This window comes from Rhizobium phaseoli (genome assembly GCF_010668805.1).
GTDB lineage: Bacteria > Pseudomonadota > Alphaproteobacteria > Rhizobiales > Rhizobiaceae > Rhizobium > Rhizobium phaseoli_A.
In genome coordinates this window covers 13,965-31,496 of record NZ_WUFT01000001.1, presented here as the reverse complement: position 1 = coordinate 31,496, position 17,532 = coordinate 13,965, and the positions used below count along the sequence as shown (strand labels likewise).

Genomic DNA, 17,532 nt, shown 5'->3' with positions numbered 1-17,532 from the left:
ATTATTTATCCGGCTCACAGACGCGCAGCCGATGACCGTCCGGATCGAGCACGACGAAGGTCGGGCCGAAATCCAGTTCGGTCAGTTCCTGGGCGATCGGCAGGCCGCGGCCGCGCCAATCCTCATACTGCCGGGCGACGGCATTTTCCCCCGCCACCATGAAGGCCACTTCGCCGCGGTTGCCGATGGCGGAGGGCTGCGGCTCGACCTTGCTGCGCCGCCAGAGGCCGAGGGTGAAGCCACCCTCGAGCGGAAACGCGACAAAATTTGGTGCCTCCACGGCCGGTTCGCGGTTCAGGAGGTTGCGATAGAAGCCGGCGCTTTCGCCCGGGTCCTTGACGTAGAGGATAATCAGATTGGGGCTGGTCATTTCGGTTCTCCCGTTTAGGAAATGGCGAAGGGGGGCCCCGCTGCTGCCAATGGATGGCAGCAGGATAGGGAGGCTCGGCGACTGCCGCGCCTCGTTTCCGTCGGGCCGAAGGTCAATGGTGATGCAGTAATTTACAGCGGAAAACGATCCTCGCGGCGCGGGCCGCGCCCGTCCAGGAAGCCGAGATCGCGCTTCAAGGAATCCGGTGTCGATTCAAGATCGAGTTTCGGGCGGTTTCCCCTGGGATTCCGAAGAAAGCCCATGACCAGCCGCAGCAAGCCGGAGCGCGCCGATTGGCGGACGTCGGCAAAAGTTTCGGCCGAAATCACATCGGCAAATGTCTCAGCTGTAAAACGCTCGTTGGCGAAATGAATGGCGGGAGGCGTTGCCATGATCAGTACTCCTTCCTGGTGGATTGGTACTGATGATAACCTCGACTGCTGACAGTTTATGGCAGCAGCGTTTCAGTTCTCGAGCGGCACGTCCTGCTCGCGCCATTCCTTGAGAAGAACCGTGCGGCGGCGCGGATAACGCACCTCATGCAGAGTCATGTCGATGATGCGGTCGGTGCGGAAATGGCGAAAATCCTGGCGCAGTTCGCACCAGGCCATGAGGACGCGCACATGCTCGAAATAGCCGAGCGCGAAAGGCCAGACGCGGCGGCGGGAAATTCGGCCCTGCTCGTCGCCATAATGCAGTTCGAGGATCCGCTCCAGGCGGATCGCCCTGCGGATGGCCGAAACATCCGCCTTGTCTTCGTCCCGGCGTTTGGGACCGACGAAAAGGGCCGCCGAATCGATCATCTCCCGCATATCGGCCGGCAGCACGGCGGCAATCTTGGCCAGCGCATCGGCGCCGGCGCCGGCAAGACGCGGTTCGGCGGCGCGGGCGACCCAGCGCGAGCCGAGCACCAGCGCCTCCAGCTCCTCTTCGGAAAACATCATCGGCGGCAGCATGAAACCCGGCTTCAGCACGTAGCCGATGCCGGCTTCGCCTTCGATCATCGCACCCTGGGCCTGCAGGCTGGCAATGTCGCGATAGAGCGTGCGCAGGCTGACGCCGGTTTCCTCAGCAAGCACGATGCCGGTCACCGGCCGCCGGTAACGCCGGAGCGTCTGGAGCAGCGTCAGCAGCCGTTCCGAGCGGGCGATCGGCATTACGCTACCGCTTCCACTCCACCCAGTCGCGCATCAGGCGGTGGGCGATCGCCCCTTTCGGCGGAGAGGCCTTGCCTGTTGCGCTCGGGCGTTCCAGCATCTCGATCGTTTCCTCGCGGGTGAACCAGCGGCAATCCTCCAACTCCGTCTCGTCGCGGGTGATTTCGGTGGATCTGGCCTCGGCGTAACAGCCGATCATCAGGGAATGCGGCATCGGCCAGGGCTGCGAGGCGTGGTAGCGGATGCGGCCGGTGCGGATGCCCGATTCTTCCAGCGTTTCGCGGCGCACGGCGTTCTCGATGGTTTCACCGGGTTCAACGAAGCCGGCGAGACAGGAATACATGCCGGGCGCGAAATGCGGGCTGCGGCCGAGCAGGCAGAGGTCGCGGCTCTCATCGATCGTCAGCATGATGACGACAGGGTCGGTGCGGGGGAAGATCATATGCTCGCAGGCGGCGCAGACACGCTTGTAGCCGCCGATATGGATCTCCATCGCCGAGCCGCAGCGGCCGCAGAAGCGGTTGTCGCCATTCCAGCGGATGAGGCTTGCGGCCTGGGCGAATTCGCCGAGCAGCACCTCGTCGATCAGCATTTCGCGAAACAGCGTGCGGCCGTCGGCAGGCTTGTACTGGCTGGTGAGATCGTCGACGTCGATGCCGACGGGAACGGCAAGGCGCGGCTCGCCTGATTTGCGGTAGCCGAGAAGCACCGTCTCGTCCCAATTCGGCCGAAGCTCCTGCAGCTCGTAGCGGGCAAAGAGCGGATCGAGCACCTGGCCGTCATGCTTCAGCACCAGCTTGTCGCCGGCGAAGGCGAAGATATGCGTGCCCTCCTTGGCCAGCGCTTTTTCGACGGAGCGTTCGTCGCGATGTTCGGAATCGCGATTGAGGTCGTTGGCGGCAAAAGCCGTGAGATTGCTGGGTTCCGGATGCGGCACATCCGAATCGAAAAGCGAATGACTCATGATGAAAGGGCTTCCCGCAGCTTCGCTGTGAATTCGTCTCTCTTTCCGTCTTCGTAGGGCTCCGCGCGTCCGAAACCCCAGACGGGACCCGGCCAGTTGGCATCGCCTTCGAAGCGGGCAATGACATGAACATGAAGCTGGCGGACGATATTGCCAAGAGCCCCGATATTGATTTTTGCAGCGCCGGTGATCTGTTTCAGCGCCGTGGCGGTGAGCTCGGTCTCGAAGGCAAGCAGCACCTGGTCGAGCGGCGTCAGCTCGAAGATTTCGGTGATGCTTGCCCGGCGCGGCACCAGAATGAGCCAGGGCCAGCGGGCATCCCTCGACAATCTCAGATCACAGAGGCCGGTGATCATGATGCTGACGCTGTCATTTTCCAGCCGGGAGTCGAGCATAAAGCCGTTCAAGGGCATTCCTCCTGTCTTTTCCAAGGACTAGCAGTTTTTTATCATGTTGGCTTGCTTTTGATGACGATATTGCCGATATGTGCATTCGGGAGGTTGGTGGTGGACGAGCCACTCGCCAACCGGGTCAGGTCCGGAAGGAAGCAGCCCTAACGAGCCCGGCACGGGTCATCGTGCCAGCCTCCCACCTTCTCTCCACGAAGTGCCCGACGATCCGGGCGACAAGCAGGGCGATGAGCGACACCGAGCGACAATCAAAAGATGCCGCCTCGACGGGCACCGGCTACCGGGTGCTGGCTCGCAAATACCGCCCCAAGGATTTCACGGACCTGATGGTCGGCCAGGAGCCGATGGTCCGCACCCTCACCAACGCCTTCGAGACCGGCCGCATCGCCCAGGCCTACATGCTGACCGGCGTGCGCGGCGTCGGCAAGACGACGACGGCGCGCATTCTGGCGCGGGCGCTGAACTACAAGACAGCCGATATCGACAAGCCGACGATCGACCTACGCACACCCGGCGAGCACTGCCAGGCGATCATGGAAGGCCGGCATGTCGACGTGATCGAGATGGATGCCGCCTCCCATACCGGCATCGACGATATCCGCGAGATCATCGAGCAGGTGCGCTATCGGCCGGTTTCGGCGCGCTACAAGGTCTACATCATCGACGAAGTGCACATGCTGTCGACGCAGGCCTTCAACGGCCTCTTGAAGACGCTGGAAGAGCCGCCGGAGCATGTGAAGTTCATCTTCGCCACGACCGAGATCCGCAAGGTGCCGATTACCGTGCTGTCACGCTGCCAGCGCTTCGACCTGCGCCGCATCAGCGCGTCGGATCTCGTCGGGCTGTTTTCGACGATCGCCGCCAAGGAAGGCATCGAGGCGGAACCAGACGCGCTGGCGATGATCGCACGTGCCGCCGAAGGCTCGGCGCGCGACGGCCTGTCGCTACTCGATCAGGCGATCGCCCATGGCGCAGGTGCGGTGCAGGCGGACGCCGTGCGCGGGATGCTCGGTCTCGCCGACCGCGCCCGCATCGTCGATCTCTTCCAGCATGTCGTCCAAGGCGACGTGGCCGCCGCCCTCGGCGAATTCCAAAGCCAATACGAGGCCGGCGCCAATCCGGTGGTGGTGCTGACCGATCTTGCCGATTTCACCCATCTGGTGACGCGGCTGAAATATGTGCCGGATGCGGCAAACGATCCCTCGCTCAGCGAGGTCGAGCGCACCAAGGCGGCGGAATTCGCCAAGGGCGTTGCGGTAACGACGCTGTCGCGCATCTGGCAGATGCTGCTGAAGGGCATTCCGGAAACGGAAGGCTCGTCGCGGACGGCGGGTGCGGCCGAAATGGTGCTGATCCGGCTGGCGCATGCGGCGCATCTGCCGTCGCCTGAAGACGCGGCGCGGCGGCTTGGCGAATTTTCCGGCGACAATGCCGGCCCGCGGCCCTCTTCCTCGCCATCAGGCAATGGCGGCGGCAGCGGCACGCGGGTTCCCTATCAAAGCAGTGTCGCGGCACGCGCGCCGGAGATTGCACCTGGCAAGCCGCAGGCGTCCGCACCGGTCGCAATGTTGCGCGCCGTGCCGAGCAGCCAGCCACAGACGATGCCGATCGGGCGGATCGAGACGAAACCGGCGGAAGCGTTAAAGCCGCTCGTCCAGGTCAATTCGGTCAGCGATATCGTCGATCTTGCCGCCGAGAAGCGCGATCCGAAGCTGAAGGCGATGGTGCGCACCTTTGTGCGTCCCGTCCGGATCGAGCCCGGCCGCCTTGACGTCAGCCTGACCGACGGCGCGCCGACGACGCTGCTCAACGAGCTTGCCGTCAAGCTGAAGGAATGGACCGGCATTCACTGGATCGTCAGCCTCAGCCGCGAAGAGGGCAAGCCGACACTGGTGGAAGCAGAGGCCAGGACCCGGGAACAGCACGTCATCGACGCCCGTCAGGACCCTGACGTGGCAGCGATCCTGGCGCATTTTCCAGGCGCGAAAATCATCGACGTGCGCGTGCGGGCGCCCGACCCGGACGAGGAAGGCGAGGCAACACCACCGGCCGCTGCCGAATCCGAGGAAGGCGACATCCTGCCTGGCGACGACATAGAGTTCTAGAGTTTCAACAAGGAGCGAGACGATGCGCGACATCATGGGCATGATGGGCAAAGTCAAGGAAATGCAGGCCAAGATGGAGCAGATGCAGGCGGAGATCGCCGAGCTCACGGCCGAAGGCAAGGCCGGCGGCGGCCTCGTCACCGTGCTCATCTCGGGCAAGGGCGAGCTGAAGAGCCTGAAGATCGACCCGTCGCTGTTCAAGGAAGACGATGTCGAGATCCTCGAGGACCTGATCGTCGCCGCCCACAAGGACGCTAAGGACAAGGCCGAGGCCCTCGCCGCGGAAAAGACCAAGGCGCTGACCGCCGGCCTGCCAATCCCGCCCGGGTTCAAACTGCCGTTCTGATAGCGCATTCCACAGGTTTTTAGATCGACGCACCAATTGGTTTCTGATGAAGCGGATTTTCGACGTCTGTTTTTTGAGCTCCCTCGTTCTAACGTCATCCATCGCATGGGCGGATGATTGCCTGACGGACATGCAGGTTTTCAAACGCGATTTGGGCGACGGTGCTGAGATTTCCTATACTCAACGCTTCGTCCCGATTCATTCCGACAGTGCTGCATATTCCGTCCACTTTGAAGCGCGTCGGCAGGAAGTCGTTGTCTGGTCGGTGGAGGGCCGGATTTCTTGCGGCGCATGGGGACTGATGTGTGACCTGGAAATAGATCCACTGCAGCCGAATGACAAATTTGATGCCGTACGGCAATGCCAGCCTAGCTATGCATTTAAGGACGATATTATCCCCGTAACAATGATTCGCGAAGGTGAGGACATAAAGTATATAACGTTTGGAAACTTAAGTGCGTTTTCGATGGGTTGCGGCAACTATATAGGAATTAAAGTCCAACGGCCGGAATTGCTAAATGACCTAGAACGAGATCGCATTTTTATATTGCCGGATTACGTCAAATTCGACTCGTGTAAGAAGTGAAGCCACTGCTGCGCGCGCAGAGTGCAAATAGCGCCTGCCGCTGTAGAGTATTTGCACGACCACATTTTCTCGATGGTTCGACAAGGCCGAGCATCTCGACGATACATTCCGATACTCGTCAGTATTCGCTCTCTAACATCGCCCGCAGCTTGTAGTGAATAGGAGCAGCGAGGTATCGCGCCCGGTCCGCCTCCGAAAGCCGCCGACCGCAGGTCTCCATCAGTTCCGGCATCTTGACCTTCTCTCCGGCAAAGGGTCGGTGTTCCACCGGCATTCCGGCCTCGGCCACACCACCCCTGATTACGCGGCAGTAAATTCCAGGACGGGCGGCGGCGGTATAGCGCTTGACGAATTTCGGATCGTTCATTTTGGCGGCGAAGGTGGCGCAGGGGATACGGCATGCGCTGACTTCGAGGACGAGATCGACTGACATGAAACGATCGCCGACGGAAACGTGGCGATTGTCGAGACCTGATATCACCATGTTTTCGCCGAAAGTGCCGGGTTCGTATGGCCGGCCGAGCTCACCGCTCCACCAGTCGAGCGTCAGTGATCCTTCGATATAAACCGCCTGATCGATGCCGCCGTGGTGTTTGCGGTTGCAGATCGCATCACCGACAAGGCCTTGGGCATCGATCATTACCGCGCCGTTGACGGCATGTTTGAAGATGCCGGTCTTATAGCTTTTGCCCGGCAGTCTTTCTGGATTGCCGGTGCACAGCGCCAGGATTTTCATGAGACGGCCGATTCTTCCGCGATTCCGTTTTCGTTCCATATCAGTTAAGAACGGCGCATGGCAAAACGAGTCACCGGCCCCGAAATCGAAAAACTGATCCAGCTTCTGGCGAAGGTGCCGGGCCTCGGGCCGCGCTCAGCGCGCCGGGCGGCGCTGCATCTGATCAAGAAGAAGGACCAGCTGCTAGGGCCCCTGTCGAATGCGATGGGCGAGGCCTATGACAAGGTGAAGATCTGCTCGCGTTGCGGCAATGTCGATACGGTCGATCCGTGCACCGTCTGCACCGACACGCAGCGCGATCAATCCATCATCATCGTCGTCGAGGATGTATCGGACCTCTGGGCGCTGGAGCGCGCAGGGGCGATGAACGCCGCCTATCATGTGCTCGGCGGTACGCTGTCGCCGCTCGACGGGATCGGGCCCGACGATCTCAATATTCGCGGACTGATCGACCGGATCGGCGAAGGCGGCATCCGGGAACTGATCATCGCGGTCAACGCCACCGTCGAGGGCCAGACGACGGCGCATTACATCACCGACCAGTTGCAGGGGCTTAACGTGAAGATCACCCGGCTGGCGCATGGCGTACCGGTTGGCGGTGAACTCGATTATCTCGACGAGGGCACTCTGGCCGCAGCACTTCGGGCACGGACGGTGATATGAAAGGCTTGCGTATGCCGAAAGATACCCCCCTCTGCCCTGCCGGGCATCTCCCCCACAAGGGGGGAGATCGGATGGGAGCGCCCTCTTGCCTTGATCAACGACTACAATTGGCCGAAGCCGCTTCGCTGACGACCAAGATTGTCGGAAGCCCGCACCTCTTGCCGATCTCCCCCCTTGTGGGGGAGATGTCCGGCAGGACAGAGGGGGGTGTTCCACGACGGCTGCGACTATGCGCACTTGCTTTGACACTCGCTCTCATCCCCCTCCCCGCCCTCGCAGCCCCATCGAAAGCCGATGTCGAGGCGCAGTTCGAGAGCTGGGTACAGAAGGACCTGTGGCCGGAGGCGAAGGCAAACGGCATTTCGGAGAAGACCTTCCAGGCCGCCTTCTCCGGCATCACGCTGAACTGGAACCTGCCCGACCTCGCCCCGCCCGGTTTCCCGCCGCCGAAGGAGCAGAAGCAGACGCAGGCGGAATTTTCCTCGCCCGGTCCCTATTTCAACGAGGACCATCTGAAGAGGCTTGCCGCAACGGGGCGCGGCTTTGCCGCGCAATATAGCTCGACGCTGAAGCGGATCGAGAAGACCTATGGTGTGCCGGGTTCGATCGTGCTCGCTATCTGGGGGCGGGAAACCGGCTTCGGCGCGGCGAAGATCCCGAATTCGGCGGTCGAGGTACTGGCGACCAAGGCCTTCATGTCGACGCGCAAGGAGATGTTCCGCACCGAGCTGGTGGCGGCGCTGCATATTCTCGACGGCGGCGACGTGACGCCCGCCGATTTCAAGGGTTCTTCGGCGGGCGCGCTCGGCCAGCCGCAGTTCATGCCGACCAGCTATCTGAAATATGCCGTCGATTTCGACGGTGACGGCCATCGCAACATCTGGACCTCGGTGCCGGATACGCTCGCCTCGATCGCCAATTTCCTGGTCAAGAAAGGTTGGCAGCGCGACCGCGACTGGGGCTTCGAGGTGTCGATACCTGAGGCGGTCTCCTGCGCGCAGGAAGGGCCGGATCTCGCAAAGCCGCTGTCGCACTGGGCCTCGCTCGGCATCGAGCGCATCTCCGGCAAGGGTTTTCCCTCGGGCGAGATGAAGGCTGAGGGCATGATGCTGGTGCCGGCCGGCCGCGACGGGCCTGAATTCATCGTCACGCCGAATTTCTACACCATCAAGGAATACAATAATTCCGATCTCTACGCGCTTTACATCGGCAATCTCGCCGACCGGATCGCCGATAATGGCGGCCCCTTCCAGGGGCGATGGGGCGATGTCGGCAAGATGCTGCGCTCGGATGTCGCCGCCATGCAGAAAGCACTGGAGCGGCAGGGCTACGATGTCGGCGGCTCCGATGGTCTGCCAGGCTACAAGACCCGGCGTTCGATCGGCCAGTGGCAGGCAAAAAACGGCATGAAGCCGACCTGCTTTCCCGAAGCGACGATGAAGGGCAAGCTGAAGTAATCCGCTTCAGAGCGTGCGCTTCAGCCCTTCATGGCTGGCGACAAAACCGAGCTTCTCATAGAAGCGGATCGAATCCGCCCGCGTCTTATCCGATGTCAGCTGCGCGATACCGCAGCCGCGCGCGGCGCATTGGGCGATCGCCCATTCGATGAATTCTGCGCCGAGGCCCGAGCCGCGACGATCGCTTGCGACACGCACACTTTCGATCTGGCCGCGCCACATGCCTGTCCTCGACAGGCCGGGAATAAAGCTCAGCTGCAGGCAGCCGACGATCCGATCGGCCGCATCGATTGCAACGGCCAAAAGCTGATTGGCATCCGCCTCGATCGCGGCAAAGGCCGCGAGGTAACGCGCGTCGACGGCATCCGAAACGATCTCTCTGGTGCCGCCGAGATCGTCGTCGGCCAGAAGCCGGACGATGGCGGCAAGATCGGATTGGCGGGCAAGCCTGAAGTTATGCATGGCTGTTCTCAATGATGCAGATCGATCGGCGCCTTGTGGAAGACATCGTCACCGGGCGGGATCGCCTGGCGTTCGATCATCCGGTGAACATGCAGCGGGCCTTCACCGCGGTGAAGCGCGCGCAGCCTGTCGGTGTTTTCGGCATCGGCCTGCGTCCGCCGCTGGTTGTGTCTGATGTATTCGACCCAGGTCGGCGTATGGTAGGTTTCCGTCCACAGCCCGGGATTTTCGAGATCGCGCATCAGCGCCCAGTTGCGGGCGCCGTCGCGGATGCGGATACGGCGCCGTTCGCCCATCAACTCCATGAATTCGGCCAGGTCGTCATCTCCAATCTCATAGTCGACCTGGATGACGATCGGTCCGCTGCGCGGCGTGATGTCCAGACTGAGAGCCGGCTCGGTGAAGCGGTTCAGCGGATCGAGATTGAGCGAGGCGAAGGCCGGCATGGAAAAACGCTGGCCGATGACGATGCCGAGCAACATCACGACCGACGACATCAGCAGCGCATCAGCGACGCCGTATCGATCGGCGGCAATACCCCATAGCCAGCTGCCGCCGGCGATGCCGCCAAAGGTAACGGTCTGGTAGAGCGACAGCGCGCGTCCCACAACCCAGCGCGGCGTCGACAGCTGGACGATGGTGTTGAAGAGCGAGAGTGCGGAGACCCAGCAGGCGCCGGAGACGAGCAGTCCGGCAGAGGTAAGCATAGCGCTTGGACTGAAGGCGGCGATGACGGCGCTCAGCGCGAAGCCGGAGAAAGACAGGCGGATGATCATCTCGCTGGAGAGCATCTGACGCAGTCGCGCATTCAGCACGGCGCCGCCGATCGCACCGATGCCGAAGGCGCCGAGCATGAAACCATAGGTCAGCGGGCCGCCACCGACGAGATCGAGCGCGACGATCGGCAGCAGCGCCAGGATCGAGCTGGCGCCGATGCCGAAGAGCAGGCCCCTGAGGAGAACCTTTTCGAGATTGGGCGACATTGAGACATAACGCAGGCCGGCGAAGATGGCGCTGCCGAGCGCCTCCCGCGGCAGGGTCGAGACCGGCGTGCCTGGGCGCCAGCGCAGCAGGGCATAGATCAGCGCGAGGTAGCTCACGGTGTTCACCGCGAAAGCCGCAGCGGCGCCGGCTGCGGCGACGATAACGCCGCCGATCGCCGGGCCGACGCTGCGGGTAATGTTGAACCCCATGCTGTTCAGCGTGACGGCGCCCGGCAGATCGGCGCGCGGTACCATGTCGCCGACCGAGGCCTGCCAGGAGGGATTGTTGAGCGCAGTGCCGCAACCGATCAGGAAGGTGAAGAAGAGCAGCAGCCAGGGGGTGATCCAGCCGAGAAGGGCGAAGATCGTCAGCAGAGCCGAGACCGTCAGCATCATGCATTGCGCCGTCAGCATGACCCGCCGGCGGTCGTAATTGTCGGCGAGCGCACCCGATATCAGCGAAAACAGCATGATCGGCAGCGCCGTCGAGGTCTGCACCAGCGCGACCATATCCTCCGAGGCGCTGATCGTCGTCATCATCCAGGCAGCACCGACCGCCTGAATCAGGCCGCCGAAATTCGACGACAGGCTGGCGAACCAGATGGTGCGGTAGGTATCGTGCCGCAGAGGCGCCAATGTCGACGAAGTGTAGGCCACGATTTCTCCGCTTTTGTTATTGCGCCGCAACGGCAATATATGCGCAAGATCGGCGCTGGCCATAGGCCCGCCGGCGTCGCCCGACACGAATTGGCGGAATCAGCCGCAGACCTTGCAATTTCGGAAAAACCCGACTATATGGCTCTCAAATTCTTGATCGCTTGATGAAGAGTGGGCCGCAAGGACCCGCTCTTTTTTATTAGCGCGATCCCTAAAAAGCATCAAATTGCGAGGAGCGCACCGCTTGTCGGACATGACAAACGCAGGCAACGAACTTGAGCCGCGGCTGATTACCGAAACCGGGCTCGACCAGCGTCTTGCCGATATCATCGAACCCGTCCTCATCGGCATCGGCTTCCGGCTTATCCGCGTCCGTATGCTGAACCAGAACGGCGTGACGATGCAGGTGATGGCCGAACGCAACGACGGGACGATGACGGTTCAGGATTGCGAAGAAGTCTCGATGGCGATTTCTCCTGTCCTCGATGTGGAAGATCCGGTCGATAAAGAGTATCATCTCGAAGTGTCTTCGCCCGGCATCGACCGTCCGATGGTGCGGAAATCCGATTTCGTCCGCTGGCAGGGCCACCTTGTGAAATGCGAGACGTCGATCTTGATCGACAATCGCAAGCGCTTCCGCGGCAAGATCGTCGAAGCAGGCGTCGATGGTTTCACGCTCGAGCGTGACCAGGTCGCTTACGGGGAAGAGCAGAAGGTCACCATTCCCTTCACGGCGCTTAGCGATGCGAAGCTCATTCTGACCGACGACCTGATCCGCGACGCGTTGCGCGCCGACAAGCTGGCGAAAGCCGAGGCCGCCAACCAGAACGAAGCGGACGACCAGGAATAACCGATCAACAGACCGCTACAGGGACGGGAACCCTGGAGTAAAGACGGAGAAACAAGACAATGGCAGTCAGTGCGAACCGGCTCGAACTTCTGCAGATCGCAGATGCAGTGGCGCGCGAAAAGGTCATCGACCGCGAGATCGTGCTGGCCGCAATGGCCGACGCCATCCAGAAGGCGGCACGCTCCCGTTACGGCACCGAGTCCAACATCCGGGCCGATATCAATCCGAAGACCGGCGAAATCCGTCTTCAGCGCCTGCTCGAAGTCGTCGACAAGGCTGAGGATTATTCGACGCAGATCCCGCTGGAGCTTGCCCGCGACCGCAATCCGGACGCCGCACTCGGCGATTTCATCGCCGATCCGCTGCCGCCGATGGATTTCGGCCGTATCGCCGCACAGTCCGCCAAGCAGGTGATCGTGCAGAAGGTGCGTGAAGCCGAGCGCGACCGCCAGTTCGACGAATTCAAGGATCGCGTCGGCGAAATCGTCAACGGCACCGTCAAGCGCGTCGAATACGGCAATGTCATCGTCGATCTCGGCCGTGGCGAAGGCATCATCCGCCGCGACGAAATGATCCCGCGCGAAAACGTCCGCTATGGCGATCGCGTCCGTGCCTATGTCTACGATGTCCGTCGCGAACAGCGCGGCCCGCAGATCTTCCTGTCGCGCACGCATCCGCAGTTCATGGTGAAACTGTTCACCATGGAAGTGCCTGAAATCTACGACGGCATCATCCAGGTGAAGTCGGTCGCCCGCGATCCGGGCTCGCGCGCCAAGATCGCCGTGATCTCGAACGATAGTTCGATCGATCCGGTCGGCGCCTGCGTCGGTATGCGCGGTTCGCGCGTTCAGGCGGTCGTCGGCGAGCTTCAGGGCGAGAAGATCGACATCATTCCGTGGAGCCAGGACCCGGCGACCTTCGTCGTCAACGCCCTGCAGCCGGCCGAAGTCGCCAAGGTGGTTCTCGACGAGGATGCCGAGCGTATCGAAGTCGTCGTTCCCGACGAGCAGCTGTCGCTTGCGATCGGCCGCCGCGGCCAGAACGTCCGGCTCGCCTCGCAGCTGACCGGCTGGGACATCGACATCATGACGGAGGCCGAGGAATCGGAACGCCGCCAGAAGGAATTCAACGAGCGCACCAACCTGTTCATGGATTCACTCGACGTCGATGAAATGGTCGGCCAGGTTCTGGCCTCTGAAGGCTTTGCCGCGGTCGAAGAACTGGCTTATGTCGATCTCGACGAAATCTCCTCGATCGACGGTTTCGACGAAGAGACGGCGCAGGAAATCCAGCAGCGTGCCCGCGAATTCCTCGAGCGTCTCGAAGCCGAGATGGACGAGAAGCGCAAGGCGCTCGGCGTTCAGGACGAGCTGCGCGAAATCAACGGCATCACCGCCCAGATGATGGTGGCGCTCGGCGAAGACGGCATCAAGTCGATCGAGGACTTTGCTGGTTGTGCCGCCGACGACCTCGTCGGCTGGTCGGAACGCAAGAACGGCGAAACGAAGAAGTTCGAAGGCCTGTTCTCGAAGTTCGACGTCTCGCGCGTCGAAGCCGAACAGATGATCGTCCAGGCCCGCCTTTCGGCCGGCTGGATCACGCAAGAGGACCTGGCTAAGGGGACCGAAGAAGAGGTCACCGAAGCCGAACAGGAAGTATGATGACCGCGCATGAGCCGGACGCTCTCCCTGATGAGGACGACGATCTTGCAGGTTATGACGTGAACGGACGCATGTGCATCGTGACGCGCGAAAGCGGATCGCCGGAAGAGCTGATCCGCTTCGTTGCCGCTCCCGATGGAACTATTGTCGCCGATCTGAAGCGCGAGCTTCCGGGACGCGGATGCTGGGTGAAGATCGACCGGTCGCTGGTCGACAGGGCAGTGGCGAAGAAACTCTTCGCCCGCGCGCTGAAAATGGATGTGAAGGCGGCGGACGATCTCGGCGCGAGCGTCGATCGGCTGCTCGCGGCGCAATTGATGCAGATGATGAACATGGGGCGGAAAGCCGGCCAGTTCGTCAGCGGATCCTCGAAAGTGGATGCCGCAGTCAGAAGCGGGGCAGCGCTTGCGGTGTTCCATGCGACTGATGCAGCGGACGACGGCGTCCGAAAAATCGACCAGGCCCGCAAGGCCTGGCACCTCGGAATGGAGACCGAGGAGGAGATACCTTCCTTCCGTCTCTTCTCGGAGAGCGAAATGGAAGGCCTGATGGGCCAGAATGCTTTTATCCATGCCGCAGTGCTTGCGGGGCAGGCGGGTGAGGGTGTAGTGAAGCGCGCAAAGATGCTCGAACAGTACCGTATTGGCGGTCAGTCCCGGGCAGCAGCGGGCGACGCTGGCCGGCAAAAACAATGAGGCGGTCACCGGCATCGGCCGGTCGCATCCTCATTGATCGACAGTATTGAACGACAGGGTCTGATCTAGTCATCGCTCCCTGTCCGAAGGAACGGGAACGAATGACCGATAGTAACGACGACAAGACAATCAGCGTGACGGGCAAAAAGACGCTTTCCCTGAAACCATCGGGGATGAGCCAGGGCACCGTTCGCCAGGATATGGGTCGAGGTCGCACCAAGGCGGTTGTCGTCGAGACCCGCAAGCGGCGCCCGATGCGCCCGGAAGACGAAAAGCCGATCACACCTGCCGCTCCGGTGGCCCCTGTGCGTGCTGCCGAACCGGCGCCTGCGCCTGTGCAGGCGCGCCCGCAGCAGCCGACACCGGCACCGCGGATCCAGCAGGGCAACAACAGCCAGACGAACCAACGTCCGCAGCAGTCCCACCAGGCGCCGCGCCAGAACGATCGTCCGCGTCCGGTGGTGCTGAACCATCTGTCGCCGGAGGAAATGGACGCCCGCCGCCGTGCGCTTGCCGACGCCCAGGCGCGTGATGCCCAGGATGCGATCCGCCGCGCCGAGGATGAAAAGCGCCGTGCCGCCGAAGAGGTTGTCCGTAGGGCAGCCGAAGCGGAGGAAGCTGCCCGCAGGGCCGCTGAAGAGGCTATCCGGCAGGCTGAGGCACCCGCCGCCGTTGCTGAACCAGCAGCCCTAGCGCCGGCTCCGGCCGAAGCAAGCGCCGACGCCCCGCAGCCAACCGCATCGTCGGCACCTGCTGTGCGCCGGCCCGATGCGGCCGGAGCACCGGCTGCTGCCCGTCCGGCAGCGGGCGCTGCTGTTCCCGGCGCCGTTCGCGGCCGTCGCGACGAAAAGGAAGAAGAAGATCGGGGTGCCGCGCGCAGCGGTCCGGTCCGTGGCCGTGTCGTTCGCCCGGAACCGGCAAAGCCGGTCACCACGCGTCCGAAGACAGATGAAGAGCGTCGTCGCGGCAAGCTGACGATCTCCACTGCCAACGTCGACGGCGACGACAATGCCCGCGGGCGTTCGCTCTCGGCGATGCGCCGCCGGCAGGAGAAATTCCGCCGCGGTCAGATGCAGGAAACCCGCGAGAAGATCTCCCGTGAGGTGGTTCTGCCAGAGACCATCACCATTCAGGAACTGTCGCAGCGCATGTCCGAACGCGCGGTCGACGTCATCAAGTACCTGATGAAGGAAGGCCAGATGATGAAGCCGGGCGACGTCATCGACGCCGACCTTGCCGAACTCATCGCCGGCGAATTCGGCCATACCGTCAGGCGCGTGTCGGAATCTGACGTCGAACTCGGTATCTTCAACGTGTCCGACGAGGATGGCGAACTGGTTTCGCGCCCGCCCGTCGTCACCATTATGGGCCATGTCGACCACGGCAAGACCTCACTGCTCGACGCCATCCGTCATGCCAACGTAGTTTCCGGCGAAGCCGGTGGCATCACGCAGCATATCGGCGCCTATCAGGTGGAGCAGAACGGTCAGAAGATCACCTTCATCGATACGCCTGGTCACGCCGCCTTCACGGCAATGCGTGCCCGCGGTGCGCAGGCGACCGACATCGCGATCCTGGTCGTCGCAGCCGACGACAGCGTGATGCCGCAGACGATCGAATCGATCAACCACGCCAAGGCGGCCGGTGTCCCGATCATCGTTGCGATCAACAAGGTCGACAAGCACGAAGCCGATCCGCAGAAGGTCCGCAACCAGCTGCTGCAGCACGAAGTCTTCGTGGAATCCATGGGCGGTGAAGTGCTCGACGTCGAAGTTTCGGCCAAGACCGGCAAGAACCTCGACAAGCTGCTCGAGGCGATCCTGCTGCAGGCGGAAATTCTCGATCTCAAGGCCAACGCGAACCGGACTGCTGAAGGTACCGTCATCGAAGCCCAGCTCGATCGCGGCCGTGGTTCGGTCGCGACCGTGCTTGTCCAGAAGGGCACGCTGCGTCCGGGCCAGATCATCGTCGCCGGCGACGTCTGGGGCCGCGTGCGCGCGCTTGTCACCGACAAGGGCGACCATGTGAAGGAAGCCGGTCCGGCAACCCCCGTCGAGGTTCTCGGTCTTTCCGGCACGCCGCAGGCGGGCGATAAGTTCGCCGTCGTCGAAAGCGAAAGCCGTGCCCGCGAAATCTCGGAATATCGTCAGCGTCTTGCCCGCGACAAGGCGGCTGCCCGCCAGTCGGGACAGCGCGGTTCGCTGGAACAGATGATGATGCAGCGCCAGAGCGCCGGCATCAAGGAGTTCCCGCTGGTTATCAAGGGTGACGTGCAGGGCTCGATCGAAGCGATTGCCGGCGCATTGGAGAAGCTCGGTACCGACGAGGTCCGCGCCCGCATCGTCCATTCGGGCGCCGGCGGCATCACCGAGTCGGATATCTCGCTCGCCGAAGCGTCGAACGCCGCCATCATCGGCTTCAACGTTCGTGCAAACACGCAGGCACGTCAGTTCGCCGAGCGCGAAGGCATCGAAATCCGCTACTACAACATCATCTACGACCTGGTGGATGACGTGAAGGCAGCGATGTCGGGCCTCCTATCTCCGGAACGCCGCGAAACCTTCATCGGCAATGCCGAAATCCTCGAGGTGTTCAACATCACCAAGGTCGGCAAGGTCGCAGGTTGCCGTGTCGTCGAAGGCAAGGTCGAGCGTGGCGCAGGCGTCCGCCTCATCCGCAACGACGTCGTCGTTCACGAAGGCAAGCTCAAGACCCTCAAGCGCTTCAAGGACGAAGTGTCCGAAGTGCCGATGGGTCAGGAGTGCGGCATGGCCTTCGAAAACTACGAGGATATGCGCGCCGGCGACGTCATCGAGTGCTTCCGCGTCGAACATATCACGCGCACGCTCTAAACCGCCGCGCCTGAAGCGCAGCATCAGCTTTCCGAAAGCCATTCGCCAGCCGGCGGATGGCTTTCGGGTACCTGCGACTTGACCTTTTCTGCCAAAAGGTTCATGGACGCTCTCCTTTGACGGGTTCGATTCCCAGCCGCATCGGCGAATAGAGATAACAATGACCAGATCGACTTCTTCCGCGCCTTCGCAGCGCATGCTGCGCGTTGGCGAACAGGTTCGCGCCGCGATCACCCAGGTATTGCAGCGCGGCGAAGTGCGCGACGACGTCATCGAAGCGACCGTGATTTCGATCTCGGAAGTGCGCATGTCGCCCGACCTCAAGATGGCCACCGCCTATGTGACGCCGCTCGGCGTATCCGACCACAGCATCGTCATCGAGGCGTTGAACCGGAATGCGCGGTATATCCGCGGCAGGCTCGGGCAGCAGCTTCGGCAGATGAAATACATGCCGGAGGTGCGCTTCCGCGACGATACCAGCTTTGACAACTACAAGAAAATCGACGAGCTGCTGCGTTCGCCCGAGGTGCAACGCGACCTCGACGGCGATAATGACGAACAATAAACAGAAGAGACGC

The 17,532-nt window shown here is 62.1% G+C and carries 18 protein-coding genes and 1 other RNA gene; 11 read left to right on the top strand and 8 right to left on the bottom strand.

Annotation, left to right across the window (positions count from 1 at the left end):
* Position 1: 1 nt before the first annotated feature.
* The 5 genes from GR197_RS00175 to GR197_RS00155 form a co-directional block, all read right to left on the bottom strand.
* Positions 2-370 carry a VOC family protein gene (locus GR197_RS00175; RefSeq protein ID WP_164006040.1) on the bottom strand — a complete coding sequence of 123 codons (369 nt, stop codon included), beginning with the start codon at positions 368-370 and terminating at the stop codon, positions 2-4.
* A 131-nt stretch (positions 371-501) separates the two neighbouring features.
* Positions 502-762 (bottom strand): hypothetical protein, encoded by a 261-nt coding sequence (locus GR197_RS00170; protein WP_164006039.1) that lies wholly within the window; start codon positions 760-762, stop codon positions 502-504.
* A gap of 72 nt (positions 763-834) precedes the next feature.
* Positions 835-1,527: a helix-turn-helix transcriptional regulator gene (locus GR197_RS00165; RefSeq protein ID WP_164006038.1), complete on the bottom strand. Its 693-nt coding sequence runs from the start codon at positions 1,525-1,527 to the stop codon at positions 835-837.
* A gap of 4 nt (positions 1,528-1,531) precedes the next feature.
* Positions 1,532-2,491: an NAD(+) diphosphatase gene (gene nudC, locus GR197_RS00160; RefSeq protein ID WP_164006037.1), complete on the bottom strand. Its 960-nt coding sequence runs from the start codon at positions 2,489-2,491 to the stop codon at positions 1,532-1,534.
* Positions 2,488-2,898, bottom strand: coding sequence for an HIT domain-containing protein (locus tag GR197_RS00155; protein ID WP_164006036.1), 411 nt, complete (start codon positions 2,896-2,898; stop codon positions 2,488-2,490). Before GR197_RS00155 ends, nudC begins: the two co-directional genes overlap by 4 nt.
* 88 nt (positions 2,899-2,986) lie before the next feature.
* Here GR197_RS00155 and ffs point away from each other — a divergent pair.
* The 4 genes from ffs to GR197_RS00135 all read left to right on the top strand — a co-directional run bounded on the left by ffs (position 2,987) and on the right by GR197_RS00135 (position 5,938).
* An RNA gene (gene ffs / locus GR197_RS00150) (signal recognition particle sRNA small type) lies at positions 2,987-3,083 on the top strand.
* Between the two features lie 45 nt (positions 3,084-3,128).
* Positions 3,129-5,006: a DNA polymerase III subunit gamma/tau gene (locus tag GR197_RS00145; RefSeq protein WP_164006035.1), complete on the top strand. Its 1,878-nt coding sequence runs from the start codon at positions 3,129-3,131 to the stop codon at positions 5,004-5,006.
* Between the two features lie 22 nt (positions 5,007-5,028).
* Positions 5,029-5,352: a YbaB/EbfC family nucleoid-associated protein gene (locus GR197_RS00140; RefSeq protein WP_007634163.1), complete on the top strand. Its 324-nt coding sequence runs from the start codon at positions 5,029-5,031 to the stop codon at positions 5,350-5,352.
* A 130-nt stretch (positions 5,353-5,482) separates the two neighbouring features.
* On the top strand, positions 5,483-5,938 hold the full coding sequence (locus GR197_RS00135) for a hypothetical protein (protein ID WP_164006034.1): 456 nt from the start codon (positions 5,483-5,485) through the stop codon (positions 5,936-5,938).
* Positions 5,939-6,056: 118 nt separating this feature from the next.
* Here the strand turns inward: GR197_RS00135 and GR197_RS00130 are convergent, their stop codons facing one another.
* A complete protein-coding gene (locus GR197_RS00130) occupies positions 6,057-6,713 on the bottom strand; it encodes an MOSC domain-containing protein (RefSeq protein WP_164006033.1) in 657 nt (218 codons plus the stop codon).
* Positions 6,714-6,731: 18 nt separating this feature from the next.
* Between GR197_RS00130 and recR the strand changes: the two genes are divergently transcribed.
* Entirely contained in the window at positions 6,732-7,337 is a 606-nt protein-coding gene (recR, locus tag GR197_RS00125; RefSeq protein WP_012559493.1) for a recombination mediator RecR, read from the top strand.
* A gap of 185 nt (positions 7,338-7,522) precedes the next feature.
* Positions 7,523-8,794: a lytic murein transglycosylase gene (locus tag GR197_RS00120; RefSeq protein ID WP_164006032.1), complete on the top strand. Its 1,272-nt coding sequence runs from the start codon at positions 7,523-7,525 to the stop codon at positions 8,792-8,794.
* A 6-nt stretch (positions 8,795-8,800) separates the two neighbouring features.
* On the opposite strand, the gene GR197_RS00115 is transcribed toward GR197_RS00120, so the two are convergent.
* Complete coding sequence (locus GR197_RS00115) at positions 8,801-9,256, bottom strand: GNAT family N-acetyltransferase (RefSeq protein WP_164006031.1); 456 nt, start codon at positions 9,254-9,256, stop codon at positions 8,801-8,803.
* Positions 9,257-9,264: 8 nt separating this feature from the next.
* A complete protein-coding gene (locus GR197_RS00110; RefSeq protein WP_164006030.1) occupies positions 9,265-10,896 on the bottom strand; it encodes an MFS transporter in 1,632 nt (543 codons plus the stop codon).
* 244 nt (positions 10,897-11,140) lie between these two features.
* Here GR197_RS00110 and rimP point away from each other — a divergent pair, with 244 nt between their 5' ends.
* The 5 genes from rimP to rbfA all read left to right on the top strand — a co-directional run bounded on the left by rimP (position 11,141) and on the right by rbfA (position 17,519).
* Positions 11,141-11,746, top strand: a complete 606-nt coding sequence (gene rimP, locus GR197_RS00105) for a ribosome maturation factor RimP (protein ID WP_012559489.1) — start codon at positions 11,141-11,143, stop codon at positions 11,744-11,746.
* Positions 11,747-11,805: 59 nt separating this feature from the next.
* Positions 11,806-13,407: a transcription termination factor NusA gene (nusA, locus tag GR197_RS00100; RefSeq protein WP_164006029.1), complete on the top strand. Its 1,602-nt coding sequence runs from the start codon at positions 11,806-11,808 to the stop codon at positions 13,405-13,407.
* Positions 13,404-14,102, top strand: coding sequence for an RNA-binding protein (locus GR197_RS00095; protein WP_204329994.1), 699 nt, complete (start codon positions 13,404-13,406; stop codon positions 14,100-14,102). The genes nusA and GR197_RS00095 overlap by 4 nt, the downstream gene beginning before the upstream one ends.
* A gap of 101 nt (positions 14,103-14,203) precedes the next feature.
* A complete protein-coding gene (gene infB / locus GR197_RS00090; RefSeq protein WP_164006027.1) occupies positions 14,204-16,954 on the top strand; it encodes a translation initiation factor IF-2 in 2,751 nt (916 codons plus the stop codon).
* Positions 16,955-17,114: 160 nt separating this feature from the next.
* Complete coding sequence (gene rbfA / locus GR197_RS00085; RefSeq protein WP_164006026.1) at positions 17,115-17,519, top strand: 30S ribosome-binding factor RbfA; 405 nt, start codon at positions 17,115-17,117, stop codon at positions 17,517-17,519.
* Positions 17,520-17,532: the final 13 nt, after the last annotated feature.

Bases quoted from the DNA above. Each gene is read 5' to 3' on its own strand.
- GR197_RS00130 (WP_164006033.1), bottom strand. From the start codon at position 6,713: ATGGAACGAAAACGGAATCGCGGAAGAATCGGCCGTCTCATGAAAATC.
- GR197_RS00170 (WP_164006039.1), bottom strand. From the start codon at position 762: ATGGCAACGCCTCCCGCCATTCATTTCGCCAACGAGCGTTTTACAGCT.
- GR197_RS00095 (WP_204329994.1), top strand. From the start codon at position 13,404: ATGATGACCGCGCATGAGCCGGACGCTCTCCCTGATGAGGACGACGAT.
- GR197_RS00120 (WP_164006032.1), top strand. From the start codon at position 7,523: ATGTCCGGCAGGACAGAGGGGGGTGTTCCACGACGGCTGCGACTATGC.
- GR197_RS00135 (WP_164006034.1), top strand. From the start codon at position 5,483: ATGCAGGTTTTCAAACGCGATTTGGGCGACGGTGCTGAGATTTCCTAT.
- infB (WP_164006027.1), top strand. From the start codon at position 14,204: ATGACCGATAGTAACGACGACAAGACAATCAGCGTGACGGGCAAAAAG.
- GR197_RS00145 (WP_164006035.1), top strand. From the start codon at position 3,129: ATGAGCGACACCGAGCGACAATCAAAAGATGCCGCCTCGACGGGCACC.
- recR (WP_012559493.1), top strand. From the start codon at position 6,732: ATGGCAAAACGAGTCACCGGCCCCGAAATCGAAAAACTGATCCAGCTT.
- GR197_RS00140 (WP_007634163.1), top strand. From the start codon at position 5,029: ATGCGCGACATCATGGGCATGATGGGCAAAGTCAAGGAAATGCAGGCC.
- GR197_RS00115 (WP_164006031.1), bottom strand. From the start codon at position 9,256: ATGCATAACTTCAGGCTTGCCCGCCAATCCGATCTTGCCGCCATCGTC.
- nusA (WP_164006029.1), top strand. From the start codon at position 11,806: ATGGCAGTCAGTGCGAACCGGCTCGAACTTCTGCAGATCGCAGATGCA.
- GR197_RS00165 (WP_164006038.1), bottom strand. From the start codon at position 1,527: ATGCCGATCGCCCGCTCGGAACGGCTGCTGACGCTGCTCCAGACGCTC.
- GR197_RS00175 (WP_164006040.1), bottom strand. From the start codon at position 370: ATGACCAGCCCCAATCTGATTATCCTCTACGTCAAGGACCCGGGCGAA.
- rbfA (WP_164006026.1), top strand. From the start codon at position 17,115: ATGACCAGATCGACTTCTTCCGCGCCTTCGCAGCGCATGCTGCGCGTT.
- nudC (WP_164006037.1), bottom strand. From the start codon at position 2,491: ATGAGTCATTCGCTTTTCGATTCGGATGTGCCGCATCCGGAACCCAGC.